Origin of the sequence: Rhizobium sp. RU35A (assembly GCF_900156005.1) — a bacterium.
GTDB lineage: Bacteria > Pseudomonadota > Alphaproteobacteria > Rhizobiales > Rhizobiaceae > Neorhizobium > Neorhizobium straminoryzae.
Window position 1 is genome coordinate 78,012 of the sequence record NZ_FTMR01000013.1, and the last position, 24,414, is coordinate 102,425.

The 24,414-nt window shown below is 60.2% G+C and carries 27 protein-coding genes; 25 read left to right on the forward strand and 2 right to left on the reverse strand.

The window, feature by feature from the left end:
- Positions 1 to 342 precede the first annotated feature (342 nt).
- The 4 genes from rplJ (at position 343) to rpoC (ending at position 10,093) form a co-directional block, all read left to right on the forward strand.
- Positions 343 to 861 carry a 50S ribosomal protein L10 gene (gene rplJ / locus F3H95_RS23145; protein ID WP_143128065.1) on the forward strand — a complete coding sequence of 173 codons (519 nt, stop codon included), beginning with the start codon at positions 343 to 345 and terminating at the stop codon, positions 859 to 861.
- A 60-nt stretch (positions 862 to 921) separates the two neighbouring features.
- Complete coding sequence (gene rplL / locus F3H95_RS23150; protein ID WP_143128066.1) at positions 922 to 1,299, forward strand: 50S ribosomal protein L7/L12; 378 nt, start codon at positions 922 to 924, stop codon at positions 1,297 to 1,299.
- A gap of 258 nt (positions 1,300 to 1,557) precedes the next feature.
- A complete protein-coding gene (gene rpoB, locus F3H95_RS23155) occupies positions 1,558 to 5,697 on the forward strand; it encodes a DNA-directed RNA polymerase subunit beta (protein ID WP_143128067.1) in 4,140 nt (1,379 codons plus the stop codon).
- Positions 5,698 to 5,884: 187 nt separating this feature from the next.
- Positions 5,885 to 10,093, forward strand: coding sequence for a DNA-directed RNA polymerase subunit beta' (rpoC, locus tag F3H95_RS23160; RefSeq protein WP_143128068.1), 4,209 nt, complete (start codon positions 5,885 to 5,887; stop codon positions 10,091 to 10,093).
- A 100-nt stretch (positions 10,094 to 10,193) separates the two neighbouring features.
- On the opposite strand, the gene F3H95_RS23165 is transcribed toward rpoC, so the two are convergent.
- Both F3H95_RS23165 and F3H95_RS23170 read right to left on the reverse strand, forming a co-directional pair.
- Positions 10,194 to 10,901 (reverse strand): phosphatase PAP2 family protein, encoded by a 708-nt coding sequence (locus F3H95_RS23165; protein ID WP_149747712.1) that lies wholly within the window; start codon positions 10,899 to 10,901, stop codon positions 10,194 to 10,196.
- A gap of 207 nt (positions 10,902 to 11,108) precedes the next feature.
- Positions 11,109 to 11,402, reverse strand: a complete 294-nt coding sequence (locus F3H95_RS23170) for a transcriptional regulator (protein ID WP_143128070.1) — start codon at positions 11,400 to 11,402, stop codon at positions 11,109 to 11,111.
- A gap of 488 nt (positions 11,403 to 11,890) precedes the next feature.
- Here F3H95_RS23170 and rpsL point away from each other — a divergent pair, with 488 nt between their 5' ends.
- From rpsL to rplF, 21 genes are all read left to right on the forward strand, one after another.
- On the forward strand, positions 11,891 to 12,262 hold the full coding sequence (gene rpsL / locus F3H95_RS23175; RefSeq protein ID WP_003507760.1) for a 30S ribosomal protein S12: 372 nt from the start codon (positions 11,891 to 11,893) through the stop codon (positions 12,260 to 12,262).
- Between the two features lie 73 nt (positions 12,263 to 12,335).
- Complete coding sequence (rpsG, locus tag F3H95_RS23180; RefSeq protein WP_143128071.1) at positions 12,336 to 12,806, forward strand: 30S ribosomal protein S7; 471 nt, start codon at positions 12,336 to 12,338, stop codon at positions 12,804 to 12,806.
- Positions 12,807 to 12,839: 33 nt separating this feature from the next.
- A complete protein-coding gene (gene fusA, locus F3H95_RS23185) occupies positions 12,840 to 14,939 on the forward strand; it encodes an elongation factor G (RefSeq protein ID WP_143128072.1) in 2,100 nt (699 codons plus the stop codon).
- Between the two features lie 73 nt (positions 14,940 to 15,012).
- The gene (tuf, locus tag F3H95_RS23190; RefSeq protein ID WP_143128073.1) at positions 15,013 to 16,188 is read left to right on the forward strand and encodes an elongation factor Tu; all 1,176 of its coding nucleotides are present in this window, start codon (positions 15,013 to 15,015) and stop codon (positions 16,186 to 16,188) included.
- A gap of 326 nt (positions 16,189 to 16,514) precedes the next feature.
- Positions 16,515 to 16,823, forward strand: coding sequence for a 30S ribosomal protein S10 (rpsJ, locus tag F3H95_RS23195; protein ID WP_003547547.1), 309 nt, complete (start codon positions 16,515 to 16,517; stop codon positions 16,821 to 16,823).
- Between the two features lie 35 nt (positions 16,824 to 16,858).
- Positions 16,859 to 17,500 (forward strand): 50S ribosomal protein L3, encoded by a 642-nt coding sequence (gene rplC / locus F3H95_RS23200; RefSeq protein WP_143128043.1) that lies wholly within the window; start codon positions 16,859 to 16,861, stop codon positions 17,498 to 17,500.
- A gap of 15 nt (positions 17,501 to 17,515) precedes the next feature.
- Positions 17,516 to 18,136, forward strand: coding sequence for a 50S ribosomal protein L4 (rplD, locus tag F3H95_RS23205; protein WP_143128042.1), 621 nt, complete (start codon positions 17,516 to 17,518; stop codon positions 18,134 to 18,136).
- A complete protein-coding gene (locus tag F3H95_RS23210) occupies positions 18,133 to 18,426 on the forward strand; it encodes a 50S ribosomal protein L23 (protein ID WP_143128041.1) in 294 nt (97 codons plus the stop codon). Before rplD ends, F3H95_RS23210 begins: the two co-directional genes overlap by 4 nt.
- Positions 18,427 to 18,443: 17 nt before the next feature.
- Positions 18,444 to 19,280: a 50S ribosomal protein L2 gene (rplB, locus tag F3H95_RS23215; protein ID WP_143128040.1), complete on the forward strand. Its 837-nt coding sequence runs from the start codon at positions 18,444 to 18,446 to the stop codon at positions 19,278 to 19,280.
- Between the two features lie 16 nt (positions 19,281 to 19,296).
- Positions 19,297 to 19,575, forward strand: a complete 279-nt coding sequence (gene rpsS, locus F3H95_RS23220) for a 30S ribosomal protein S19 (RefSeq protein WP_075627127.1) — start codon at positions 19,297 to 19,299, stop codon at positions 19,573 to 19,575.
- 2 nt (positions 19,576 to 19,577) lie between these two features.
- Positions 19,578 to 19,967: a 50S ribosomal protein L22 gene (rplV, locus tag F3H95_RS23225; RefSeq protein ID WP_143128039.1), complete on the forward strand. Its 390-nt coding sequence runs from the start codon at positions 19,578 to 19,580 to the stop codon at positions 19,965 to 19,967.
- Positions 19,967 to 20,686 (forward strand): 30S ribosomal protein S3, encoded by a 720-nt coding sequence (gene rpsC / locus F3H95_RS23230; protein WP_143128038.1) that lies wholly within the window; start codon positions 19,967 to 19,969, stop codon positions 20,684 to 20,686. The genes rplV and rpsC overlap by 1 nt, the downstream gene beginning before the upstream one ends.
- A 38-nt stretch (positions 20,687 to 20,724) precedes the next feature.
- Positions 20,725 to 21,138 (forward strand): 50S ribosomal protein L16, encoded by a 414-nt coding sequence (gene rplP / locus F3H95_RS23235; protein WP_015915745.1) that lies wholly within the window; start codon positions 20,725 to 20,727, stop codon positions 21,136 to 21,138.
- Between the two features lie 12 nt (positions 21,139 to 21,150).
- Positions 21,151 to 21,351, forward strand: coding sequence for a 50S ribosomal protein L29 (gene rpmC / locus F3H95_RS23240; RefSeq protein WP_143128037.1), 201 nt, complete (start codon positions 21,151 to 21,153; stop codon positions 21,349 to 21,351).
- Between the two features lie 12 nt (positions 21,352 to 21,363).
- Positions 21,364 to 21,600 carry a 30S ribosomal protein S17 gene (gene rpsQ / locus F3H95_RS23245; protein ID WP_143128036.1) on the forward strand — a complete coding sequence of 79 codons (237 nt, stop codon included), beginning with the start codon at positions 21,364 to 21,366 and terminating at the stop codon, positions 21,598 to 21,600.
- Positions 21,601 to 21,835: 235 nt separating this feature from the next.
- A complete protein-coding gene (rplN, locus tag F3H95_RS23250; RefSeq protein WP_007770138.1) occupies positions 21,836 to 22,204 on the forward strand; it encodes a 50S ribosomal protein L14 in 369 nt (122 codons plus the stop codon).
- A 14-nt stretch (positions 22,205 to 22,218) separates the two neighbouring features.
- Positions 22,219 to 22,527, forward strand: a complete 309-nt coding sequence (rplX, locus tag F3H95_RS23255; protein ID WP_143128035.1) for a 50S ribosomal protein L24 — start codon at positions 22,219 to 22,221, stop codon at positions 22,525 to 22,527.
- A complete protein-coding gene (gene rplE / locus F3H95_RS23260; RefSeq protein WP_143128034.1) occupies positions 22,520 to 23,077 on the forward strand; it encodes a 50S ribosomal protein L5 in 558 nt (185 codons plus the stop codon). Before rplX ends, rplE begins: the two co-directional genes overlap by 8 nt.
- Before the next feature lie 32 nt (positions 23,078 to 23,109).
- Positions 23,110 to 23,415: a 30S ribosomal protein S14 gene (rpsN, locus tag F3H95_RS23265; RefSeq protein ID WP_143128033.1), complete on the forward strand. Its 306-nt coding sequence runs from the start codon at positions 23,110 to 23,112 to the stop codon at positions 23,413 to 23,415.
- Between the two features lie 13 nt (positions 23,416 to 23,428).
- Entirely contained in the window at positions 23,429 to 23,827 is a 399-nt protein-coding gene (gene rpsH, locus F3H95_RS23270; RefSeq protein WP_149747713.1) for a 30S ribosomal protein S8, read from the forward strand.
- 42 nt (positions 23,828 to 23,869) lie between these two features.
- Entirely contained in the window at positions 23,870 to 24,403 is a 534-nt protein-coding gene (rplF, locus tag F3H95_RS23275; RefSeq protein WP_143128031.1) for a 50S ribosomal protein L6, read from the forward strand.
- The last annotated feature ends 11 nt before the right edge of the window (positions 24,404 to 24,414 follow it).

The following is a 24,414-nucleotide window of genomic DNA, read 5'->3' on the forward strand; positions in this document are numbered from 1 at the left end:
GGCGGAGCGCCTCGGTGTCCGATCAAGAATTTCCGGGCTTTCGGGCCCGGAAACATCCGGGGAAACCCGGATATTCCTGTCCGAGATTGTGGGTGGTTTCGACCTTAATCGTATGACCTGCATGAGACGGGTAAGACCTGGATTTTCAACAGGCGCGCGTGATGCGCCCCTGAGGGTTCCGGTTCGAACCTGATGTGCCTTGTGCCGTGAGCCTTCGGGCTCAAGTGCGGGGGGACAGGATCCTCGAGCGCCGCTCGGGATCTTGCATGTGAGATCCCTTGGGGCAAAGGCAACCCGGCAGGTCCCGGTCATTCGATCGGTCCTGTCAACTGGAGACAGACAGTGGAAAGAGCGGAAAAACGCGAATTCGTCACGGAGCTGAACGAAGTCTTCAAGGCTTCTGGTTCGGTTGTCGTGGCCCACTATGCTGGTGTCACCGTCGCGCAGATGAACGATTTCCGTTCGAAGATGCGCGCCGCTGGCGGCACCGTCAAAGTCGCGAAGAACCGTCTGGCCAAGATCGCTCTTCAGGGCACGGAGTCGGAAGGGATGATCGATCTCTTCAAGGGCCAGACGCTGATCGCATACAGCGCCGACCCGATCACGGCTCCCAAGGTCGTCATGGATTTCGCCAAGACCAACGACAAGCTCGTTGTTCTCGGTGGCGCCATGGGCTCGACCACGCTTAACGCGGAAGGCGTCAAGTCGCTTGCGACCCTGCCTTCGCTGGACGAACTGCGCGCAAAGCTGCTGGGTATGATTCAGACCCCGGCAACCCGCATCGCAGGCGTCGTTCAGGCACCGGCAGCTCAGCTTGCCCGCGTTTTTGCGGCCTACGCAAAGAAGGACGAAGCCGCTTGAGGCGGTTTTTCGCTGTAACAAACCAACCAGTTCGAACCGAACATACAAGGACATATCACAATGGCTGATCTCGCTAAGATCGTTGAAGACCTCTCCTCTCTGACCGTTCTGGAAGCCGCTGAGCTTTCCAAGCTGCTCGAAGAAAAGTGGGGCGTTTCTGCAGCTGCTCCCGTAGCCGTTGCTGCTGCTGGCGGCGCTGCTGCTCCGGCTGCTGTCGAAGAAGAAAAGACTGAATTCGACGTCATCCTGGTGGATGCCGGCGCCAACAAGATCAACGTCATCAAGGAAGTCCGCGCCATCACCGGTCTCGGCCTCAAGGAAGCCAAGGACCTCGTCGAAGGCGCTCCGAAGCCGGTCAAGGAAGCGGTTTCCAAGGGCGAAGCCGCTGACCTCAAGAAGAAGCTTGAGGACGCCGGCGCCAAGGTCGACGTTAAGTAATATCGGAAATACGGCGGGAGAGGGCTTTACAGCCTTCTCCCTTCGACCATTTCCTCAGAACATGTTACCCAAGCGCCGGTGAAACGACGCTTGGGTAATGGGTTCTTCAAGAGGATGGTTCTCCTTCGGACAGTGCGGCAATCCGGCCGGCGGTCCGTTCGGCGGAACGAGTTTGAACCACCCATTTGTTCGGCGGGGTCGACTGGCCAGCGTGCCCCGTCCGTTGCAGGCCCGGATGCAATTTTTGAAGGAGCGACGATGGCTCAGACCCTTTCGTTCAACGGTCGCAGGCGCGTACGCAAGTTTTTCGGAAAGATCCCCGAAGTTACCGAGATGCCGAACCTCATCGAGGTTCAGAAGGCATCCTATGATCAGTTCCTGATGGTCGAAGAGCCAGCCGGTGGTCGCCCCGATGAGGGGCTGAACGCCGTTTTCCGCTCTGTGTTCCCGATCACGGATTTTTCCGGCGCCTCCATGCTGGAATTCGTTTCCTACGAATTCGAGCCGCCGAAGTTCGACGTGGAAGAATGCCGTCAGCGCGACCTGACCTATGCCGCACCGCTCAAGGTGACGCTGCGCCTCATCGTGTTCGATATTGACGAGGATACCGGTTCGAAGTCCATCAAGGACATCAAGGAGCAGTCCGTCTATATGGGCGACATGCCGCTGATGACGGACAACGGTACGTTCATCGTGAACGGCACCGAGCGCGTCATCGTGTCCCAGATGCACCGTTCGCCGGGCGTGTTCTTCGACCACGACAAGGGCAAGAGCCATTCTTCGGGCAAGCTGCTGTTTGCCGCCCGCGTCATCCCTTATCGTGGCTCCTGGCTCGACATCGAATTCGACGCCAAGGACATCGTCTATGCGCGTATCGACCGTCGCCGCAAGATCCCGGTGACCTCGCTGCTGATGGCGCTCGGCATGGATGGCGAAGATATCCTGTCGACCTTCTACACCAAGTCCACCTACGAGCGTGACGATAATGGCTGGCGCGTGCCGTTCAAGCCGGACACGCTGAAGGGTGCGAAGGCCCTGTCCGATCTCGTTGACGCTGACACCGGCGAAGTCGTGGTCGAGGCCGGCAAGAAGCTGACCCCGCGTCTGCTGCGCCAGCTTTCCGACAAGGGCCTGAAGGCTCTGAAGGCCACCAATGACGACCTGTTTGGCAGCTACCTCGCCGAAGACATCGTCAACATGCAGACCGGCGAGATCTATCTCGAAGCCGGCGACGAGATCGATGAAAAGACGCTGAACATCATTCTGGATGCCGGCTTCGACGAGATCCCGGTTCTTGGCATCGACCATATCAATGTCGGCGCCTACATCCGCAACACGCTGTCTGCCGACAAGAACCAGAACCGCCAGGACGCGCTGTTCGACATCTACCGTGTCATGCGCCCGGGTGAGCCGCCGACGATGGAATCGGCCGAAGCCATGTTCAACTCGCTGTTCTTCGATGCGGAGCGTTACGACCTCTCCGCCGTCGGTCGCGTGAAGATGAACATGCGTCTTGACCTTGATTGCCCGGATACCGTCCGCACGCTGCGCAAGGACGACATCCTGTCCGTGGTCAAGATGCTGGTCGACCTGCGCGATGGCAAGGGCGAGATCGACGACATCGACAACCTCGGCAACCGTCGCGTTCGCTCCGTCGGCGAACTGATGGAAAACCAGTACCGTCTCGGCCTGCTGCGCATGGAGCGCGCGATCAAGGAACGCATGTCCTCGATCGAGATCGACACGGTCATGCCGCAGGACCTGATCAATGCGAAGCCGGCAGCCGCCGCCGTTCGCGAATTCTTCGGCTCCTCGCAGCTGTCGCAGTTCATGGACCAGGTGAACCCACTGTCGGAAATCACCCACAAGCGCCGTCTCTCGGCTCTTGGCCCGGGTGGTCTGACCCGTGAGCGTGCCGGCTTCGAAGTCCGCGACGTGCATCCGACCCACTATGGCCGTATCTGCCCGATCGAAACGCCGGAAGGTCCGAACATCGGTCTGATCAACTCGCTCGCCACGTTTGCCCGCGTCAACAAGTACGGCTTCATCGAAAGCCCGTACCGCAAGATCGTCGACGGCAAGGTCACCAATGACGTGATCTACCTCTCGGCCATGGAAGAGGCGAAGTATTACGTGGCGCAGGCCAATGCCGAGCTGGATGGCGAAGGCGGCTTCACGGAAGAATTCGTCGTCTGCCGCCATGCCGGCGAAGTGATGCTCGCGCCGCGCGATACCATCAACCTGATGGACGTCTCGCCGAAGCAGCTCGTTTCGGTCGCAGCCGCTCTCATTCCGTTCCTGGAAAACGACGACGCCAACCGCGCGCTCATGGGCTCGAACATGCAGCGTCAGGCCGTGCCGCTGATCCGCGCCGAGGCACCGTTCGTCGGTACTGGCATGGAACCGGTGGTTGCCCGTGATTCCGGTGCTGCGATCGCAGCCCGTCGTGGCGGTGTGGTTGACCAGGTCGATGCGACGCGTATCGTTATTCGCGCCACGGAAGATCTGGATGCCGGCAAGTCCGGCGTCGACATCTACCGCCTGCAGAAGTTCCAGCGTTCCAACCAGAACACCTGCGTCAACCAGCGTCCGCTGGTCAGCGTCGGCGACATCATCTCCAAGGGTGACATCATCGCGGACGGTCCTTCAACCGACCTCGGCGATCTGGCGCTGGGCCGCAACGCGCTCGTCGCGTTCATGCCGTGGAATGGCTACAACTACGAAGACTCGATCCTGATGTCCGAACGCATCGTCTCCGACGACGTGTTCACCTCCATCCACATCGAAGAATTCGAAGTGATGGCCCGCGACACCAAGCTTGGCCCGGAAGAAATCACCCGCGACATTCCGAACGTATCGGAAGAAGCGCTGAAGAACCTGGACGAAGCCGGTATCGTCTATATCGGTGCGGAAGTGCAGCCGGGCGATATCCTGGTCGGCAAGATCACCCCGAAGGGCGAAAGCCCGATGACGCCGGAAGAAAAGCTCCTGCGCGCCATCTTCGGTGAAAAGGCGTCGGACGTGCGCGACACCTCCATGCGCATGCCGCCCGGTACCTTCGGCACCGTCGTCGAAGTTCGCGTCTTCAACCGCCACGGCGTGGAGAAGGACGAGCGCGCGATGGCGATCGAGCGCGAGGAAATCGAGCGTCTCGCCAAGGACCGTGACGACGAACAGGCGATCCTGGACCGCAACGTGTATGGCCGTCTGGTCGACATGCTGCGCGGCCAGATCTCGGTAGCCGGCCCGAAGGGCTTCAAGAAGGGCGTCGAGCTGTCCAACGCGGTCGTCTCCGAATATCCGCGTTCGCAGTGGTGGATGTTCGCCGTCGAGGACGAAAAGGTCCAGGCGGAGATCGAAGCCCTGCGTGGCCAGTACGACGAATCCAAGTCGCGCCTTGAACAGCGCTTCATGGACAAGGTCGAAAAGGTCCAGCGTGGCGACGAAATGCCTCCGGGCGTCATGAAGATGGTCAAGGTCTTCGTTGCCGTGAAGCGCAAGATCCAGCCGGGCGACAAGATGGCCGGCCGTCACGGCAACAAGGGCGTCGTGTCGCGCATCGTGCCGGTCGAGGACATGCCGTTCCTCGAAGACGGGACCCCGGTCGACATCTGCTTGAACCCGCTCGGCGTTCCCTCGCGCATGAACGTCGGTCAGATTCTCGAAACGCACCTTGCCTGGGCCTGCGCCGGCATGGGCAAGAAGATCGGCCAGATGCTTGAGGACTATCGCAAGCATCTCGACATCACCGATCTGAAGAACGAGCTGACCGAGATCTATGCGTCGGAATCGCATGACGAGGTCTCGCGCTTCGACGACGAATCGCTGGTGCGTCTGGCCGAGGAAGCCAAGCGCGGCGTCTCCATCGCCACGCCGGTCTTCGACGGTGCGCATGAAAGCGACGTGTCCGCCATGCTGACGCGTGCCGGTCTTGATCCGTCGGGTCAGTCGGTTCTGTACGATGGCCGTACCGGCGAGCCCTTCGACCGCAGGGTGACCGTCGGCTACATGTACATGATCAAGCTGAACCACCTGGTCGACGACAAGATCCACGCCCGTTCGATCGGTCCGTACTCGCTCGTGACGCAGCAGCCGCTGGGCGGCAAGGCGCAGTTCGGCGGTCAGCGCTTCGGGGAAATGGAAGTCTGGGCGCTCGAAGCCTACGGCGCCGCCTACACCCTGCAGGAAATGCTGACGGTGAAGTCGGACGACGTGGCAGGCCGTACAAAGGTCTACGAGGCGATCGTGCGTGGCGACGATACGTTCGAAGCCGGTATTCCGGAAAGCTTCAACGTTCTCGTCAAGGAAATGCGCTCGCTGGGCCTGTCGGTCGAGCTGGAGAATTCCAAGCTCGACGCGGCCGATGGTTCCGGCCAGCTGCCGGACGCTGCCGAGTAAAGAAAAACGCGGGCGCGCGACCCACAGGGGACGCGCGCCATCCCCTCCGGCGGAAGCCATCGCCGGGCAGGGGAATTCCGCCGCATTTTGCGGCTACGACCGTTTTTGGCGACGACCGTCCACCCCGGGTCCATTGAGGATGGTTCGTTCGCAAGCCGAGGGCTGACAGCCCCATAAGGAGACAGGCATGAACCAAGAGGTCATGAATCTTTTCAATCCGCAGGTGCCTGCGCAGCATTTCGATTCGATCCGCATCTCGATCGCGTCGCCTGAGAAGATTCTCTCCTGGTCCTACGGCGAAATCAAAAAGCCGGAGACCATCAACTACCGTACGTTCAAGCCGGAACGCGACGGCCTCTTCTGCGCGCGCATCTTCGGGCCGATCAAGGACTACGAGTGCCTGTGCGGCAAGTACAAGCGCATGAAGTACAAGGGCATCATCTGCGAAAAGTGCGGCGTCGAAGTCACGCTGTCGCGCGTTCGCCGCGAGCGCATGGGCCATATCGAGCTGGCAGCCCCGGTTGCCCATATCTGGTTCCTGAAGTCGCTTCCGTCGCGCATCGCAACCCTGCTCGACATGACGCTGAAGGATGTGGAGCGCGTTCTCTACTTCGAACATTACATCGTCACGGAGCCGGGCCTCACCGCGCTCAAGGAACACCAGCTGCTCACCGAAGAAGAGTATATGCTGGCGGTTGACGAGTATGGCGAAGACCAGTTCACCGCGATGATCGGTGCGGAAGCCATCTACGAAATGCTGGCGTCGATGAACCTCGACAAGCTGGCCGGCGACCTGCGCTCGGAACTGGCCGACACCACGTCGGACCTGAAGCAGAAGAAGCTGATGAAGCGTCTCAAGATCGTTGAGAACTTCATCGAGTCCGGCAATCGCCCGGAATGGATGATCATGAAGGTCGTGCCGGTGATCCCGCCGGATCTGCGTCCGCTGGTGCCGCTCGACGGCGGCCGTTTCGCGACGTCGGACCTGAACGATCTCTACCGTCGCGTGATCAACCGTAACAACCGTCTGAAGCGCCTGATCGAACTGCGCGCGCCGGGCATCATCATCCGCAACGAAAAGCGCATGCTGCAGGAATCTGTGGACGCGCTGTTCGACAACGGCCGCCGCGGCCGCGTCATCACCGGTGCCAACAAGCGTCCGCTGAAGTCGCTGTCCGACATGCTGAAGGGCAAGCAGGGCCGCTTCCGCCAGAACCTGCTCGGCAAGCGCGTCGACTATTCCGGCCGTTCCGTCATCGTGACGGGTCCGGAACTGAAGCTGCACCAGTGCGGTCTGCCCAAGAAGATGGCGCTCGAACTGTTCAAGCCGTTCATCTATGCCCGCCTCGACGCCAAGGGTTACTCCTCGACCGTCAAGCAGGCCAAGAAGCTGGTCGAAAAGGAAAAGCCGGAAGTCTGGGATATCCTCGACGAGGTCATCCGCGAGCATCCGGTGCTCCTGAACCGCGCACCGACGCTGCACCGCCTGGGCATCCAGGCCTTCGAACCGATCCTGGTCGAAGGCAAGGCCATCCAGCTGCATCCGCTCGTCTGCACGGCCTTCAACGCCGACTTCGACGGCGACCAGATGGCCGTTCACGTGCCGCTGTCGCTGGAAGCCCAGCTGGAAGCCCGCGTGCTGATGATGTCCACCAACAACATCCTGCACCCGGCAAACGGCGCGCCGATCATCGTGCCCTCGCAGGACATGGTTCTCGGCCTCTACTATCTGTCGATCATGAACCAGAACGAGCCGGGCGAAGGCATGGCCTTCTCCGACATGGGTGAACTGCACCACGCGCTGGAAAACAAGGTCGTCACCCTGCATGCCAAGATCCGTGGTCGTTTCAAGACCGTGGATGCCGAAGGCAAGCCGGTCTCGAAGATCTATGAAACCACGCCGGGCCGCATGATCATCGGCGAACTGCTGCCGAAGAACGTCAATGTGCCGTTCGAGATCTGCAACCAGGAAATGACCAAGAAGAACATCTCCAAGATGATCGACACGGTCTACCGCCATTGCGGCCAGAAGGACACGGTCATCTTCTGCGACCGCATCATGCAGCTGGGCTTCACCCACGCCTGCCGCGCGGGCATTTCCTTCGGCAAGGATGACATGATCATCCCGGAAACCAAGGCCAAGATCGTCGGCGAGACCGAAAGCCTGGTCAAGGAATACGAGCAGCAGTACAACGACGGCCTGATCACCCAGGGCGAGAAGTACAACAAGGTCGTTGACGCCTGGGGCAAGGCGACAGAAAAGGTTGCCGAAGACATGATGGCCCGCATCAAGGCCGTCGAGTTCGACAAGGAGACCGGTCGCCAGAAGCCGATGAACGCCATCTACATGATGTCGCATTCGGGTGCCCGCGGTTCTCCGAACCAGATGCGCCAGCTGGGCGGCATGCGTGGCCTGATGGCCAAGCCTTCGGGCGAAATCATCGAGACGCCGATCATCTCCAACTTCAAGGAAGGCCTGACCGTTAACGAGTACTTCAACTCGACCCACGGTGCCCGCAAGGGTCTCGCAGACACCGCTCTGAAGACGGCGAACTCCGGTTACCTGACGCGTCGTCTCGTCGACGTGGCGCAGGACTGCATCGTCAACATGGTCGATTGCGGCACCGACAAGGGCCTGACCATGACGGCGATCGTTGACGCCGGTCAGGTCGTTGCTTCGCTCGGCGCCCGCATCCTCGGCCGTACGGCGCTCGATGACATCGACAACCCGGTGACCGGCGAAAATCTGGTCAAGGCCGGCCAGATGATCCTCGAGCCGCATGTCATCGAGATCGAAAAGGCGGGCATCCAGTCCGTCCGCATTCGCTCGGCGCTGACCTGCGAAGTCCAGACGGGCGTCTGCTCGGTCTGCTATGGTCGCGACCTTGCCCGCGGTACGCCCGTCAACATGGGCGAAGCCGTCGGCGTCATCGCGGCCCAGTCGATCGGCGAGCCGGGCACGCAGCTCACCATGCGTACGTTCCACCTGGGTGGCACGGCAAACGTAGTGGACCAGTCGTTCCTGGAAGCCTCCTACGAAGGCACGATCCAGATCAAGAACCGCAATGCGCTGCGCAATTCCGAAGGCAACCTGGTTGCCATGGGCCGCAACATGGCGATCACGATCCTGGACGAACGTGGCGTGGAGCGTTCCTCGCAGCGTGTCGCCTACGGTTCGAAGCTGTTCGTGGATGACGGCGACAAGGTGAAGCGCGGTCAGCGTCTGGCGGAGTGGGACCCCTATACCCGTCCGATGCTCACCGAAGTGTCGGGTGTCGTCCAGTTCGAAGACGTCGTCGACTCGATCTCGGTTCTGGAATCGACCGACGAATCCACCGGTATCACCAAGCGTCAGGTCATCGACTGGCGTTCGACGCCGCGCGGTACGGACCTGAAGCCGGCCATCGTCATCAAGGACGCGTCGGGTTCGATCGTGAAGCTCAGCCGTGGCGGCGACGCCCGGTTCATGCTCTCGGTCGACGCCATCCTGTCCGTCGAGCCGGGCCAGAAGGTCAGCCAGGGCGACGTGCTTGCGCGTGTTCCCATGGAAAGCGCCAAGACCAAGGACATCACCGGTGGTCTGCCGCGCGTTGCCGAACTGTTCGAAGCCCGTCGTCCGAAGGATCACGCCATCATTGCAGAGATCGATGGTACGATCCGCCTCGGCCGCGACTACAAGAACAAGCGTCGGGTGATGATCGAGCCGGCGGAAGACGGTGTCGAGCCGGTCGAGTACCTGATCCCGAAGGGCAAGCCCTTCCATCTTCAGGACGGCGACTATATCGAAAAGGGTGACTACATCCTCGACGGTAACCCGGCACCGCACGACATTCTGGCGATCAAGGGCGTCGAGGCACTTGCCTCGTACCTGGTCAACGAAATCCAGGAAGTCTACCGCCTGCAGGGCGTGGTGATCAACGACAAGCACATCGAGGTGATCGTTCGCCAGATGCTGCAGAAGGTCGAGATCACCGATTCCGGTGACAGCCAGTATATTGTGGGCGACAATGTCGACCGCATCGAACTGGACGATGCCAACGAGCGTCTCATCGAGGAAGGCAAGAAGCCGGCCTTCGGCGAGCCGGTTCTGCTCGGCATCACCAAGGCCTCGCTGCAGACGCCGTCCTTCATCTCGGCTGCCTCCTTCCAGGAAACCACCAAGGTTCTCACGGAAGCGGCGATTGCCGGCAAGATGGACACGCTGCAGGGTCTCAAGGAAAACGTCATTGTCGGCCGTCTCATCCCGGCCGGTACCGGCGGTACCATGACGCAGATCCGTCGAATCGCCACCTCGCGCGACGAGATGATCCTCGAGGAGCGTCGCAAGGGCACGGGCGCATCGACGGCGACGCCGATGCTGCAGGACATGGCCGGTCAGGTTCCGGCTGGCGAATAATCGCCAGCCATACGGACAGATCAGACAAGAAAGAAGCCGCCCGGAGCGATCCGGGCGGCTTCTTTACGAGCGGGCTGATGAGATCTGGTGACGAGAACCGTCAGAGACCGAGCGTGGTCCGCAACTCGGTCTTGGCGGCCTCGAACTCGGCCTTGAAGTCGTCATGCGTCATGATCGTCTGGGCAATCACCGTGCCGGAGATGCGGCCCATCTCGATGTCCGAGGGATAGTGGATGCCGCCGATGACGCGGTTCCAGCCATAGGCCCAGGCGCGCTGCATGATCGGGTCGCGCTTTTCCGGCAGCATGTTGGAGAGAACAATGCCCATCAGCGTACCAACCGTCGTGTGGCCCGACGGATAGGAGCCGGACTTCGACAGCGGAACAACGGGCTTGACGAGATCGCTGTAGAGATGCGGGCGAGGGCGCTTCCACACATCCTTGGCCGGATCGACGACGGCACCTTCGGTTGCGACGACGCGGTCGAAGAAGGCGGCGAACTTCGGCAGGTTTTCCCGGGTGAACTTCGGATTGGCAACGACATCGCTGAAGCGCCAGACGTTTTCCTCGACGTCGGCCTTGGCGCGCGCTTCCATCTCCGGCGTGCGTGTGACCTGGATGGTGAGGATCTCACCGAGTTCGGCTTTCATCTTCGCCGAGTCCGGCGAAGGTGGCGGCGGCAGAAGCGCGAGGAGGTTGATTTCGCTGGCGTCCGCGAACGGCTTTGCCTTCTCTTCGGCGAGGACCGTTGTGGTTGCGGCAATCAGGATGGAAAAGCAGAGGGTTGCAATACGGGATAGGCGGGACATGGTGCCTCCTTGCTGGGGTGAACCGTCAAGCGGTAGCAGGGCAACATGGACGTCCGGTGACAGTGACTGCTCCGTCCGACAGGGGAGGACGAGCGAAGGACACCTTTTGGAAACTGTAGGCTTCTATTTTTTATCGAAGATTGATTACCCGCCCGGATGGCGGGCAAATCCTGGTGTATGGCGCGACCGTCGCCCGTGTGGATGGTCTTATCCGAAGCGGATGATGGAAACTTCGCCGTCGAGCGCGCCCTGATAGGCGGACGCGTGCGGCTCTTCCACCGGCTCTTCCGTGAGAACGCCGATCTGATCGAGGTCGGCCTCGATGAAACCCTCTTCGGACAGTGCGTTCAACGCTTCGCGCACGGCAGTATCGTCATCGGGCGCGGCCAGCAGGATGTGCAGCTCGACGCCTTCGGAATCCTTGGTGACATATCCCTTGCCGATGATGATGAAGATCATCGGCTGCTCGCGGCTGTTGTCGTTGTCCGGCTGGCTGATCATCGGAATTGCGCTCCTTTTGCATAACGGGAGGAACCGACTCAGGGCGGCCGGCAAACTCGCTGCATACTTAGCGGCTTGCCTGACAAATCACAGTGGTTAATAATCGGTAGCCCGGGTTTTCCCTGTTCAGGTCATCATTGATGTCGCCAAAACCCCTGTGATACAGGCTGTTGCGGGACTAAATCGGAAATCGGCCTTGACGTGGCGAGGCTAAAACAGTAAACGCCCGGCATCGGAAGCGATGTGAGGCTTGCCCGTCTGGATCGACTCGTTCCTGACTTGGCCTTAAACAAGGTTCCAAAACGCACGTTGAAGACACGTATGCCGCACGCACGACGCATGGACATGCGTCCTCTGCTTTATGTGGTCCGTCCGAAATTTCGGATCGGGCCACGTTTTGCGCATGTTGATATGTGTGCCGAGGCCGGAGACGGCGCAACACTGGCCCGATGAGGGCCTTGAGAGTAGATTTTGCAAGGGATGGGTATATGCCTACCGTAAACCAGCTGATCCGCAAGCCCCGCCAGGCACAGGTCAAGCGCAACAAGGTGCCTGCACTGCAGGAAAACCCGCAGAAGCGCGGCGTGTGCACCCGCGTTTACACCACGACCCCGAAGAAGCCGAACTCGGCTCTGCGTAAGGTCGCGAAGATCCGCCTGACCAATGGCTTTGAAGTTATCGGTTACATTCCGGGTGAAGGTCACAACCTTCAGGAACACTCCGTCGTCATGATCCGTGGCGGCCGCGTCAAGGACCTTCCGGGTGTCCGTTATCACATCATCCGCGGTGTTCTCGATACCCAGGGTGTCAAGAACCGCAAGCAGCGCCGCTCCAAGTACGGCGCGAAGCGTCCGAAGTAATCACCTGTTCCGGCGCCGCGCGAGGTTCTCCGCGTGTTAAGGCGCCTTTACCCTTTTTGAAGAGACAGAACGCATGTCCAGACGTCACAGAGCAGAAAAGCGTGAAATCAACCCGGATCCCAAGTTCGGTGATCTGGTTGTCACGAAGTTCATGAATGCCATCATGCTGCATGGCAAGAAGTCCGTCGCCGAAAGCATCGTTTACGGCGCCTTCGATGCCGTTCAGGGCAAGACCAAGCAGGAGCCCCTGCAGGTCTTCCATCAGGCACTCGACAACGTCGCTCCGCACGTTGAAGTGCGTTCGCGCCGCGTTGGTGGTGCGACCTACCAGGTTCCGGTTGACGTTCGTCCGGAGCGCCGCCAGGCTCTCGCCATTCGCTGGCTGATTGCTGCCGCCCGCAAGCGTAACGAAACCACCATGGTTGACCGCCTCTCCGGCGAGCTGATGGATGCCGCCAACAACCGTGGCAGCGCCGTCAAGAAGCGCGAAGACACCCACAAGATGGCCGACGCGAACCGCGCGTTCTCGCATTATCGTTGGTAATCTTCATCCGATCGAAGTTCGAAAGGCAGTCCTATGGCTCGCGAGTATAAAATCGAAGACTACCGTAATTTCGGTATCATGGCGCATATCGACGCCGGCAAGACGACGACCACCGAGCGTATCCTCTACTACACCGGTAAGTCGCACAAGATCGGCGAAGTCCATGACGGCGCCGCGACCATGGACTGGATGGAGCAGGAGCAGGAGCGCGGCATCACGATCACGTCCGCTGCGACCACGACCTTCTGGAAGGGTCGCGACGGCAAGATGCGCCGCTTCAACATCATCGACACCCCCGGCCACGTTGACTTCACGATCGAAGTCGAGCGTTCGCTGCGCGTTCTCGACGGTGCTGTTGCTCTCCTCGACGCCAATGCCGGCGTTGAGCCGCAGACGGAAACCGTCTGGCGCCAGGCAGACAAGTACAACGTTCCGCGCATGATCTTCTGCAACAAGATGGACAAGACCGGCGCGGACTTCTACCGCTCGGTCGAGATGGTCAAGTCGCGTCTCGGCGCGACCCCGGTCGTCTGCCAGCTGCCTATCGGCGCAGAAACCGAGTTCAAGGGCGTTGTCGACCTGATCGAGATGAACGCGCTCGTCTGGCGCGATGAATCGCTCGGCGCTGCCTGGGACGTCGTGGAAATTCCGGAAGACCTCAAGGCACGCGCCGAGGAATACCGCGAGAAGATGATCGAGACGATCGTTGAAATCGAGGAAGAGGCCATGGAAGCCTACCTCGAGGGCAACATGCCGGACAACGACAAGATCCGTGCGCTCATCCGTCGCGGCACCATCGACGTCAAGTTCTTCCCGATGTTCTGCGGCTCTGCCTTCAAGAACAAGGGTGTTCAGCCTCTGCTGGACGCCGTTGTCGAATTCCTGCCGTCGCCGATCGATATTCCGGCGATCAAGGGCATCGACGCCAAGACCGAAGCGGAAATCGAGCGTCACGCCGACGACAACGAGCCGCTCTCGATGCTGGCGTTCAAGATCATGAACGACCCCTTCGTCGGTTCGCTGACCTTCTGCCGCATCTATTCGGGCAAGCTCGAAAAGGGCTCGTCGGTCATGAACACGGTCAAGGAAAAGCGCGAGCGCGTCGGCCGCATGCTGCAGATGCACTCCAACAGCCGTGAAGACATCGAAGAAGCCTTCGCAGGCGACATCGTGGCTCTCGCCGGCCTCAAGGAAACCACCACGGGTGACACGCTCTGCGATCCCCTGAAGCCGGTTATCCTCGAGCGCATGGAATTCCCGGAGCCGGTCATCCAGATCGCGATCGAGCCGAAGTCCAAGGGCGACCAGGAAAAGATGGGCCTCGCGCTCAACCGCCTGGCAGCCGAAGACCCGTCCTTCCGCGTCAAGACCGACCAGGAATCCGGCCAGACCATCATTGCCGGCATGGGCGAACTTCACCTCGACATCATCGTCGACCGTATGCGTCGCGAGTTCAAGGTTGAAGCCAACGTCGGTGCTCCGCAGGTTGCTTACCGCGAAACCATTACCCGGCTTTGCGAAGAAGATTACACGCACAAGAAGCAGACCGGTGGTACCGGCCAGTTCGCGCGCGTCAAGATCGTCTTCGAACCGAATCCGGATGGCGAAGATTTCGTGTTCGAGTCCAAGATCGTCGGCGGCTCGGTTCCGAAGGAATACATCCCCGGCGTCCAGAAGGGTATCGAAAGCGTTCTGTCTTCGGGTCCGCTGGCCGGCTTCCCGATGCTCGGCGTCAAGGCAACCCTGATCGACGGTGCCTTCCACGATGTCGACTCCTCGGTTCTCGCCTTCGAAATCGCCTCGCGTGCCTGCTTCCGCGAAGCCTCCAAGAAGGCTGGCGCCCAGCTGCTCGAGCCGATGATGAAGGTCGAGGTTGTGACGCCGGAAGATTACGTCGGTGACGTTATCGGCGACCTGAACTCGCGTCGTGGCCAGATCCAGGGCCAGGAGCAGCGCGGCATTGCGATCGTGATCAACGCTCACGTTCCGCTCGCCAACATGTTCAAGTACGTCGATAACCTGCGTTCGATGTCGCAGGGCCGCGCCCAGTACTCGATGGTCTTCGATCACTACGCGCCGGTTCCCAACAACGTCGCTCAGGAAATTCAGGCGAAGTACTCCGGTCAGAAGTGACCGGGGTAACCCTTGAGACAGAAGAACGAAGAATTGCTCCGCTTCGCGCGGGGAAACAGATGGAGAGCCTGAAATGGCAAAGAGCAAGTTTGAGCGTACCAAGCCGCATGTGAACATCGGCACGATTGGCCACGTTGACCATGGCAAGACGTCTCTGACGGCAGCGATCACGAAGTACTTCGGTGAATTCAAGGCGTATGACCAGATCGACGCCGCACCGGAAGAAAAGGCCCGTGGTATCACGATCTCGACGGCTCACGTCGAGTACGAGACGGCCAACCGTCACTACGCGCACGTCGACTGCCCCGGCCACGCCGACTACGTAAAGAACATGATCACGGGTGCCGCACAGATGGACGGCGCGATCCTGGTGTGCTCGGCCGCTGACGGCCCGATGCCGCAGACGCGCGAACACATCCTGCTGGCCCGCCAGGTTGGCGTTCCGGCTCTGGTGGTGTTCCTGAACAAGGTCGACCAGGTTGACGACGCCGAGCTTCTGGAACTCGTTGAACTGGAAGTTCGCGAACTTCTGTCGTCCTACGACTTCCCGGGCGACGATGTTCCGGTTGTCAAGGGTTCGGCTCTGGCGGCTCTGGAAGATAGCAACAAGACGATCGGCGAAGACGCCGTTCGCGAGCTGATGGCCCAGGTTGACGCCTACATCCCGACGCCTGAGCGTCCGATCGACCAGCCGTTCCTGATGCCGATCGAAGACGTGTTCTCGATCTCGGGTCGTGGTACGGTTGTGACGGGTCGCGTCGAGCGCGGCATCATCAAGGTTGGCGAAGAAGTCGAGATCGTCGGCATCCGCGCCACCTCCAAGACGACCGTGACCGGCGTTGAAATGTTCCGCAAGCTGCTCGACCAGGGCCAGGCTGGCGACAACATCGGCGCGCTGATCCGCGGCGTGAACCGTGACGGCGTTGAGCGCGGCCAGATTCTGTGCAAGCCGGGCACCGTCAAGCCGCACAAGAAGTTCAAGGCTGAAGCCTACATCCTGACGAAGGAAGAAGGCGGCCGTCATACGCCGTTCTTCACGAACTACCGTCCGCAGTTCTACTTCCGCACGACGGACGTGACGGGCATCGTGACGCTTCCGGAAGGCACGGAAATGGTTATGCCGGGCGACAACGTGACCGTTGACGTCGAGCTGATCGTTCCGATCGCGATGGAAGAAAAGCTGCGCTTCGCGATCCGCGAAGGCGGCCGTACCGTCGGCGCCGGCATCGTCGCCGCCATCGTCGAGTAATTCGGCTAAAGGGGCAGGGGGTAACTCCTGTCCCTTGGCTCATTGCAGACAAAAAATTGCAGGCTTTGGCTTTCGGGCTCTTGCTTGTGACACAGAAATGTAGCAAATGGCGCGCGAGCGCGATTTGCCGCCTGCTTCGTATTCGAAGCGGGCAGACCAATCCAAAAGGTGGGCTTAAGGCCCGAAGAGTGGATGGGGATAGCGACCAGCGGAGCTGGCCGTTCTGTCCCCCTCGATCTTTGAAACCGGTGGTCCGCCTTTAGAGAGAAACGCCCCGTGCCGTGCTGTTGGTATCGGGGAAGAACACAGAACAAGGATAACGTCGAATGAACGGCCAAAATATCCGCATTCGCCTGAAGGCGTTCGATCATCGGATCCTCGATGCTTCCACGCGCGAGATCGTGTCGACGGCGAAGCGCACCGGTGCTAGCGTCCGGGGCCCCGTTCCGCTTCCGACCCGCATCGAGAAGTTTACGGTAAACCGGTCCCCTCACATCGATAAGAAGAGCCGCGAGCAGTTCGAAATGCGCACGCACAAGCGTCTGCTCGACATCGTGGATCCCACCCCGCAGACGGTTGACGCGCTGATGAAGCTCGATCTCGCCGCCGGCGTCGACGTGGAAATCAAGCTCTGAGGTCTTCCTCGGGCTGAGTGAGAAGGATTGAACCGATGCGTTCAGGTGTAATTGCACAGAAGGTCGGCATGACCCGCGTCTACAACGACGCTGGCGAGCATGTACCGGTAACGGTTCTGCGCGTTGACAACTGCCAGGTTGTTGCGCAGCGCACCGTCGAAAAGAATGGCTACACGGCCGTTCAGCTTGGCGCTGGCCAGGCGAAAGTCAAGAATACGAGCAAGGCACTGCGCGGCCACTTCGCCGTTGCCCAGGTCGAGCCGAAGCAGAAGCTCGTCGAGTTTCGCGTCGATGCCGACAACCTCATGGATGTTGGTTCGGCGGTAACGCCCAGCCACTTCACGGCTGGCCAGTTGGTCGACGTGACCGGCACCACGATCGGTAAGGGCTTTGCCGGCGCCATGAAGCGCCACAACTTCGGCGGTCTGCGTGCCACGCACGGTGTGTCCGTTTCGCACCGTTCGCACGGTTCGACCGGTAACAACCAGGACCCGGGCAAGGTCTGGAAGGGCAAGCGCATGGCTGGTCACATGGGCCAGACGCGCGTCACCACCCAGAACCTCGAAGTGGTTTCCACTGATGAAGACCGCGGTCTGATCCTCGTCAAGGGTGCCGTTCCCGGTTCGAAGGGCTCCTGGATCATCGTCCGCGACGCCATCAAGTCGGCCGCGAAGTAAGGGAGCCTTAGGAACATGGAATTCAACGTCACGACCCTCGAGGGCAAAGACGCCGGCAAGGTTTCCCTTTCTGACGCGATCTTCGGCCTCGATCCCCGCCAGGATATCCTGGCTCGCATGGTCCGCTGGCAGCTTGCCAAGAAGCAGCAGGGGACCCACAAGGCCAAGGGCCGCTCCGAAGTCGCTCGCACCGGCTCCAAGATGTACAAGCAGAAGGGTACGGGCCGCGCTCGTCACCATTCGGCTCGTGCGCCGCAGTTCCGCGGCGGTGGTAAGGCTCACGGCCCGGTTGTCCGCAGCCACGAGCATGACCTGCCGAAGAAGGTTCGCGCCCTGGCGCTCCGTCACGCCCTGTCTGCCAAGCTGAAGGCTGAAGAACTGATCATCATCGATCAGGTCGTTGCTGCCGAAGCCAAGACGAAGGTTGTTGCCGGCACGCTCGCAACGCTCGGCCTGACGAATGCGCTGATCATCGGCGGTTCGGAGCTCGACAACAATTTCAAGCTCGCTGCCCAGAACATCCCGAACATCGATGTTCTGCCGGTACAGGGCATCAATGTGTACGACATCCTGCGTCGCGGCAAGCTGGTGCTTTCCAAGGCAGCGGTTGAGGCTCTGGAGGAGCGGTTCAAATGACGGATCTTCGCCACTATGATGTGATCGTCTCTCCGGCGATCACCGAAAAGTCGACGCTGGTCTCGGAATACAACCAGGTCGTCTTCAACGTTGCCAAGGGTGCCAGCAAGCCGGAAATCAAGGCCGCTGTGGAAGCTCTCTTCGGCGTCAAGGTCACGGCCGTCAACACGCTCGTCCGCAAGGGCAAGACCAAGCGTTTCCGCGGCTTCATCGGCAAGCAGAAGGACGTCAAGAAAGCCGTCGTGACGCTCGCCGAAGGTCAGTCCATCGACGTGTCGACGGGCGTCTGAGGTAGGGAAGAAGAACAATGGCATTGAAAAGCTTTAACCCGACGACTCCGAGCCAGCGCCAGCTGGTCATTGTCGACCGTTCCGGTCTGTACAAGGGCAAGCCGGTCAAGTCGCTGACCGAGGGTCTGACCTCGAAGGGCGGCCGCAACAACCTGGGCCGCATCACCGTGCGCTTCCGGGGCGGCGGTCACAAGCGTACCTACCGCCTGATCGACTTCAAGCGTCGCAAGTTCGACGTGGAAGGTACGGTCGAGCGTCTGGAATACGACCCGAACCGCACTGCCTTCATCGCTCTCGTCAGCTATGCCGACGGCGAACAGGCCTACATCCTGGCTCCGCAGCGTCTTGCTGTCGGCGACAAGGTCATCGCGTCCGACAAGGCCGTTGACGTGAAGCCCGGCAATGCGATGCCGCTTCAGTACATCCCGGTCGGCTCCATCATCCACAATGTGGAAATGAAGCCCGGCAAGGGTGGCCAGATCGCCCGTTCGGCTGGCGCCTACGCCCAGCTGGTCGGTCGTGACCAGGGCATGGCGATCCTGCGCCTGAACTCCGGCGAACAGCGCCTGGTTCACGGCACCTGCCTCGCTTCGATTGGTGCGGTTTCCAACCCGGAACACACCAACATCAACGATGGTAAGGCCGGCCGTTCGCGCTGGCGCGGCAAGCGTCCGCACGTTCGCGGCGTCGTCATGAACCCGGTTGACCACCCGCACGGCGGTGGTGAAGGCCGCACCTCCGGTGGCCGTCACCCGGTCACCCCCTGGGGCAAGCCGACGAAGGGCAAGCGCACACGTTCGAACAAGTCGACCGACAAGTTCATCATGCGCTCGCGCCATCAGCTGAAGAAGTAAGAGAAGGAAGTCAGATATGGCTCGTTCAGTTTGGAAAGGCCCGTTCGTCGACGGCTATCTTCTCAAGAAGGCTGAGAAGGTGCGCGAAGGCGGCCGCAATGAAGTCATCAAGATCTGGAGCCGCCGCTCCACGATCCTGCCGCAGTTCGTAGGCCTCACCTTCGGGGTCTACAACGGCAGCAAGCACGTTCCGGTCAGCGTCAACGAAGACATGGTCGGCCACAAGTTCGGTGAATTCTCTCCGACCCGGACCTATTACGGTCATGGCGCGGACAAGAAGGCAAAGAGGAAGTAATCATGGCGAAGGCAAAGACCGAACGCCGGCTGAAGGACAACGAGGCACAGGCAGTTGCCCGTACGCTTCGCGTCAGCCCGCAGAAGCTGAACCTGGTTGCCGCCATGATCCGCGGCAAGAAGGTTGAACGCGCGCTCGCCGAGCTCGAATTCTCCCGCAAGCGCATTGCCGGTCAGGTGAAGAAGACCCTCGAGTCGGCTATCGCCAACGCCGAGAACAACCACGACCTCGACGTCGACGCCCTGATCGTATCGGAAGCCTATGTCGGCAAGTCGATCACGATGAAGCGTTTCCACGCCCGTGGCCGCGGCCGCGCTTCCCGCATCGAGAAGCCGTTCGCGCACCTGACCATCGTGGTTCGTGAAGTCGAGGAAAAAGGGGAGGCCGCATAATGGGCCAGAAAATCAATCCGATCGGCTTCCGCCTCGGCATCAACCGTACCTGGGATAGCCGCTGGTTTGCAGACAACGCCGAATACGGCCAGCTTCTGCACGAAGACCTGAAGATGCGCGCCTTCCTGATGTCGGAACTGAAGCAGGCCGGCATTGCCAAGGTGGTGATCGAGCGTCCGCACAAGAAGTGCCGCGTCACGATCCACTCGGCCCGTCCGGGTCTCATCATCGGCAAGAAGGGCGCCGACATCGAAAAGCTTCGCAAGAAGCTTTCCGAGATGACCTCTTCGGAAACGCACCTCAACATCGTTGAAGTGCGCAAGCCGGAAGTCGACGCAACGCTCGTTGCCCAGTCGATCGCCCAGCAGCTGGAACGCCGCGTGGCCTTCCGTCGCGCCATGAAGCGCGCCGTGCAGTCCGCGATGCGTCTTGGCGCCGAAGGCATCAAGATCACCTGCGCAGGCCGTCTCGGCGGCGCGGAAATCGCTCGTACGGAATGGTACCGCGAAGGTCGCGTTCCGCTTCACACGCTGCGTGCAGACATCGACTACGGTACGGCTGAAGCCGAAACCGCATTCGGCATCTGCGGCATCAAGGTCTGGATCTTCAAGGGCGAAATCCTTGAGCATGATCCGATGGCTTCCGAACGTCGCGCTCTCGAAGGCGATGCTCAGGGTCCGGCAAGCCGTGACCGTGATCGTCGTCGCGAAAACGCTTGATAGGCGCTGGCGAAAGATAAGCTCGGAGAAGTAAGAAAATGTTGCAGCCAAAGCGTACCAAGTACCGCAAGCAGTTCAAGGGCCGCATCAAGGGCGTGGCCAAGGGTGGCTTCGACCTGGCATTCGGTGAATTCGGCCTCAAGGCTCTGGAACCGAACCGCGTCAACGCTCGTGAGATCGAGGCAGCTCGTCGTGCGATCACCCGCTACATGAAGCGCGCTGGTCGCGTTTGGATCCGCGTCTTCCCGGACGTTCCGGTCACGGCAAAGCCGACCGAAGTTCGTATGGGTAAGGGCAAGGGTTCGGTGGAATACTGGGCATGCAAGGTCAAGCCCGGTCGCATGATGTTCGAGATTGACGGTGTTTCGGAAGAAATCGCCCGCGAGGCGCTTCGTCTGGGCTCCGCCAAGCTCTCGGTCAAGACGCGCTTCGTTCAGCGCATCGCAGAGTAAGGGGTCAGGCACATGAAAGCCGAAGAAGTACGCGGCCTCACGGCCGATCAGCTCAAGGACAAGCTTGCGGAGCTCAAGAAGGAGCAGTTCAACCTGCGCTTCCAGAAGGCCACCGGTCAGCTTGAGAAGTCCTCGCGCATCACTGAGGTTCGCAAGGACATCGCTCGCGTGAAAACCATTGCCCGCCAGAAGGCGGCAGAAGCAAAGGCCTAAGGGAAGAACAATATGCCGAAGCGCATTCTGCAGGGCGTCGTGGTCAGCGACAAGAACGACAAGACGGTAGTTGTCCGGGTCGAGCGTCGATTCGCTCACCCGCTGCTCCAGAAGACCGTCCGTCGTTCCAAGAAGTACAAGGCACACGACGAAAACAACCAGTTCAAGGTCGGCGATGTCGTCTCCATCCAGGAGTGCGCGCCGATTTCCAAGGATAAGTGCTGGACGGTGATCTCCGCCCACGCTTAATTTGCAGTGATCCGCGCCTGGCCCTTGTGTTCGGCGCGGAAACCTGTATTAAGCAGCGCATTGGCGCAGAACGCCCGGTCACGGGCGTTCTTTTGCTTTGCAGCGCAGGGAAGGTCCCATCCGGGGAAACCGCCTTGGCAAGACCCAATCCCGCGCAACAAAATAAATATGTCCATGAGCCGGAAAAGGGGGCCTCGGCCCAACCGTTCCGGTCATTACAAGAAGGCGACCTGACATGATTCAGATGCAAACAAACCTCGACGTTGCCGATAATTCCGGCGCGCGTCGTGTCATGTGCATCAAGGTGCTGGGCGGCTCCAAGCGCAAGTACGCTTCGATCGGCGACATCATTGTCGTTTCGATTAAGGAAGCGATCCCGCGCGGCCGCGTCAAGAAGGGCGACGTGATGAAGGCCGTCGTCGTTCGCACCGCCAAGGACATCCGCCGCCCTGACGGCAGCGTCATCCGCTTCGATAACAACGCAGCGGTCCTCATCGACAACAAGAAAGAGCCGATCGGCACCCGTATCTTCGGACCGGTTCCGCGCGAACTTCGCGCCAAGAACCATATGAAGATCATCTCGCTGGCTCCGGAAGTACTCTAAGGGAGCGGATAGCCATGCAGAAGATTCGCAAGGGCGACAACGTCGTCGTTATCACCGGCAAGGACAAGGGCCGCACCGGTGAAGTCATTCAAGTGATGCCGAAGGAAGATCGCGCCGTTGTACGGGGCATCAACATGGTCAAGCGCCACCAGCGCCAGACCCAGACTGCGGAAGCAGGCATCATCAACAAGGAAGCTCCGATCCATCTGTCGAACATCGCGATTGTCGCGAAGGACGGCAAGCCGACCCGTGTCGGTTTTGCTGTTGTCGATGGCAAGAAGGTCCGTGTAGCCAAGCGTACGGGAGATGTGATCGATGGCTGAGGCAAAGTACGAACCGCGTCTCAAGACGGAATACGTATCCCGCATTCGCGCAGCGATGCAGGAGCAGTTTTCCTACGCCAACGAGATGCAGATCCCGAAGCTGGAAAAGATCGTCATCAACATGGGCGTGGGTGAGGCGACTGCCGACTCCAAGAAGCCCACCGTTGCTGCTGCCGATCTTGCGGCCATTGCCGGCCAGAAGCCGGTGATCACCCGCGCCCGTAACTCCATCGCCGGCTTCAAGGTCCGCGAAGGCATGCCGATCGGTGCCAAGGTGACGCTTCGCGGCGCCCGCATGTATGAATTCCTGGATCGCCTGGTCAACATCGCGCTGCCGCGCGTTCGCGACTTCCGCGGCCTGAATCCGAAGAGCTTTGACGGCCGTGGCAACTTCGCCATGGGCATCAAGGAGCACATCGTGTTCCCGGAGATCAACTACGACAAGGTTGATCAGATGTGGGGCATGGACATCATCGTTTGCACGACGGCAAACACGGACGACGAAGCGCGGGCTCTTCTGAAAGAGTTCAACTTCCCGTTCCGTACGTAACCGTAACGACGAGCGTAGAAAAGGAACTCGATATGGCGAAGACAAGCGCAATCGAAAAGAACAAGCGCCGCCGCAAGACGGTTGCCGATCATGCTGCCAAGCGTGCAGCACTGAAGGCAATCATCATGAACCAGGACCTGCCGATCGAAGATCGCTTCAAGGCTACCTTGAAGCTGGCTTCGCTGCCGCGCAACGGTTCCAAGACCCGTATCCGCAACCGCTGCGAAGTGACTGGCCGCCCGCGCGCCTTCTATCGCAAGCTCAAGATGTCCCGTATCGCGCTGCGCGAACTGGGCAACCTGGGCAAGGTTCCCGGTATCGTGAAGTCCAGCTGGTAAGGAGACGGTTCACATGACCATGACTGATCCTCTGGGCGATATGCTCACCCGCATCCGCAACGGCGCAGCCCGCCGCAAGTCCTCGGTCACGACGCCGGCCTCCAAGCTGCGCGCTCGTGTTCTCGATGTCCTGCAGTCCGAAGGCTACATCCGCGGTTATTCCCAGGTCGATTACGGCAACGGCAAGTCCGAGTTCGAGATCGAGCTGAAGTACTATGAAGGCGCTTCGGTCATCCGCGAGATCGGCCGCGTGTCCAAGCCGGGCCGCCGGGTCTATGTCTCGGTGAAGTCCATTCCGCAGGTCGCGAACGGCCTCGGCATCACCATTCTTTCGACCCCGAAGGGTGTGATGGCCGATCATCAGGCGCGCGAACAGAACGTTGGTGGCGAGGTTCTCTGCTCGGTCTTCTAAGATCGGTCAGAGCCCTCCTTAACGAACAGACAGGATTGAAACATGTCTCGTATCGGTAAAAAGCCCGTTCAGGTTCCGGCAGGTGTTACGGCCGCTGTCGAAGGACAGACGGTGACTGCAAAGGGCCCGAAGGGCGAACTCGTCTTCGTCGCAAACGACGAAGTGAAGGTATCGTTCGACAACAATGCGGTTTCGGTGGTTCCGGCCAACGATTCCAAGGATGCTCGCGCAAAGTGGGGCATGTCCCGCACGATGATCGAGAACCTCTTCAAGGGCGTCAAGGACGGCTTCGAGCGCAAGCTCGAAATCAACGGCGTTGGTTATCGCGCTGCCATGCAGGGCAAGAACCTCCAGCTGTCCCTCGGCTTCAGCCATGACGTCGTTTATGAGCCTCCGCAGGGCATCACCATTGCCGTGCCGAAGCCGACGGAAATCGTCGTCACCGGCATTAACAAGCAACAGGTCGGTCAGGTTGCCGCGGAAATCCGCGAATACCGCGGTCCGGAGCCCTACAAGGGCAAGGGCGTCAAGTACGCCGAAGAACGGATCGTCCGCAAGGAAGGCAAGAAGAAGTAAGGTTGACGCGA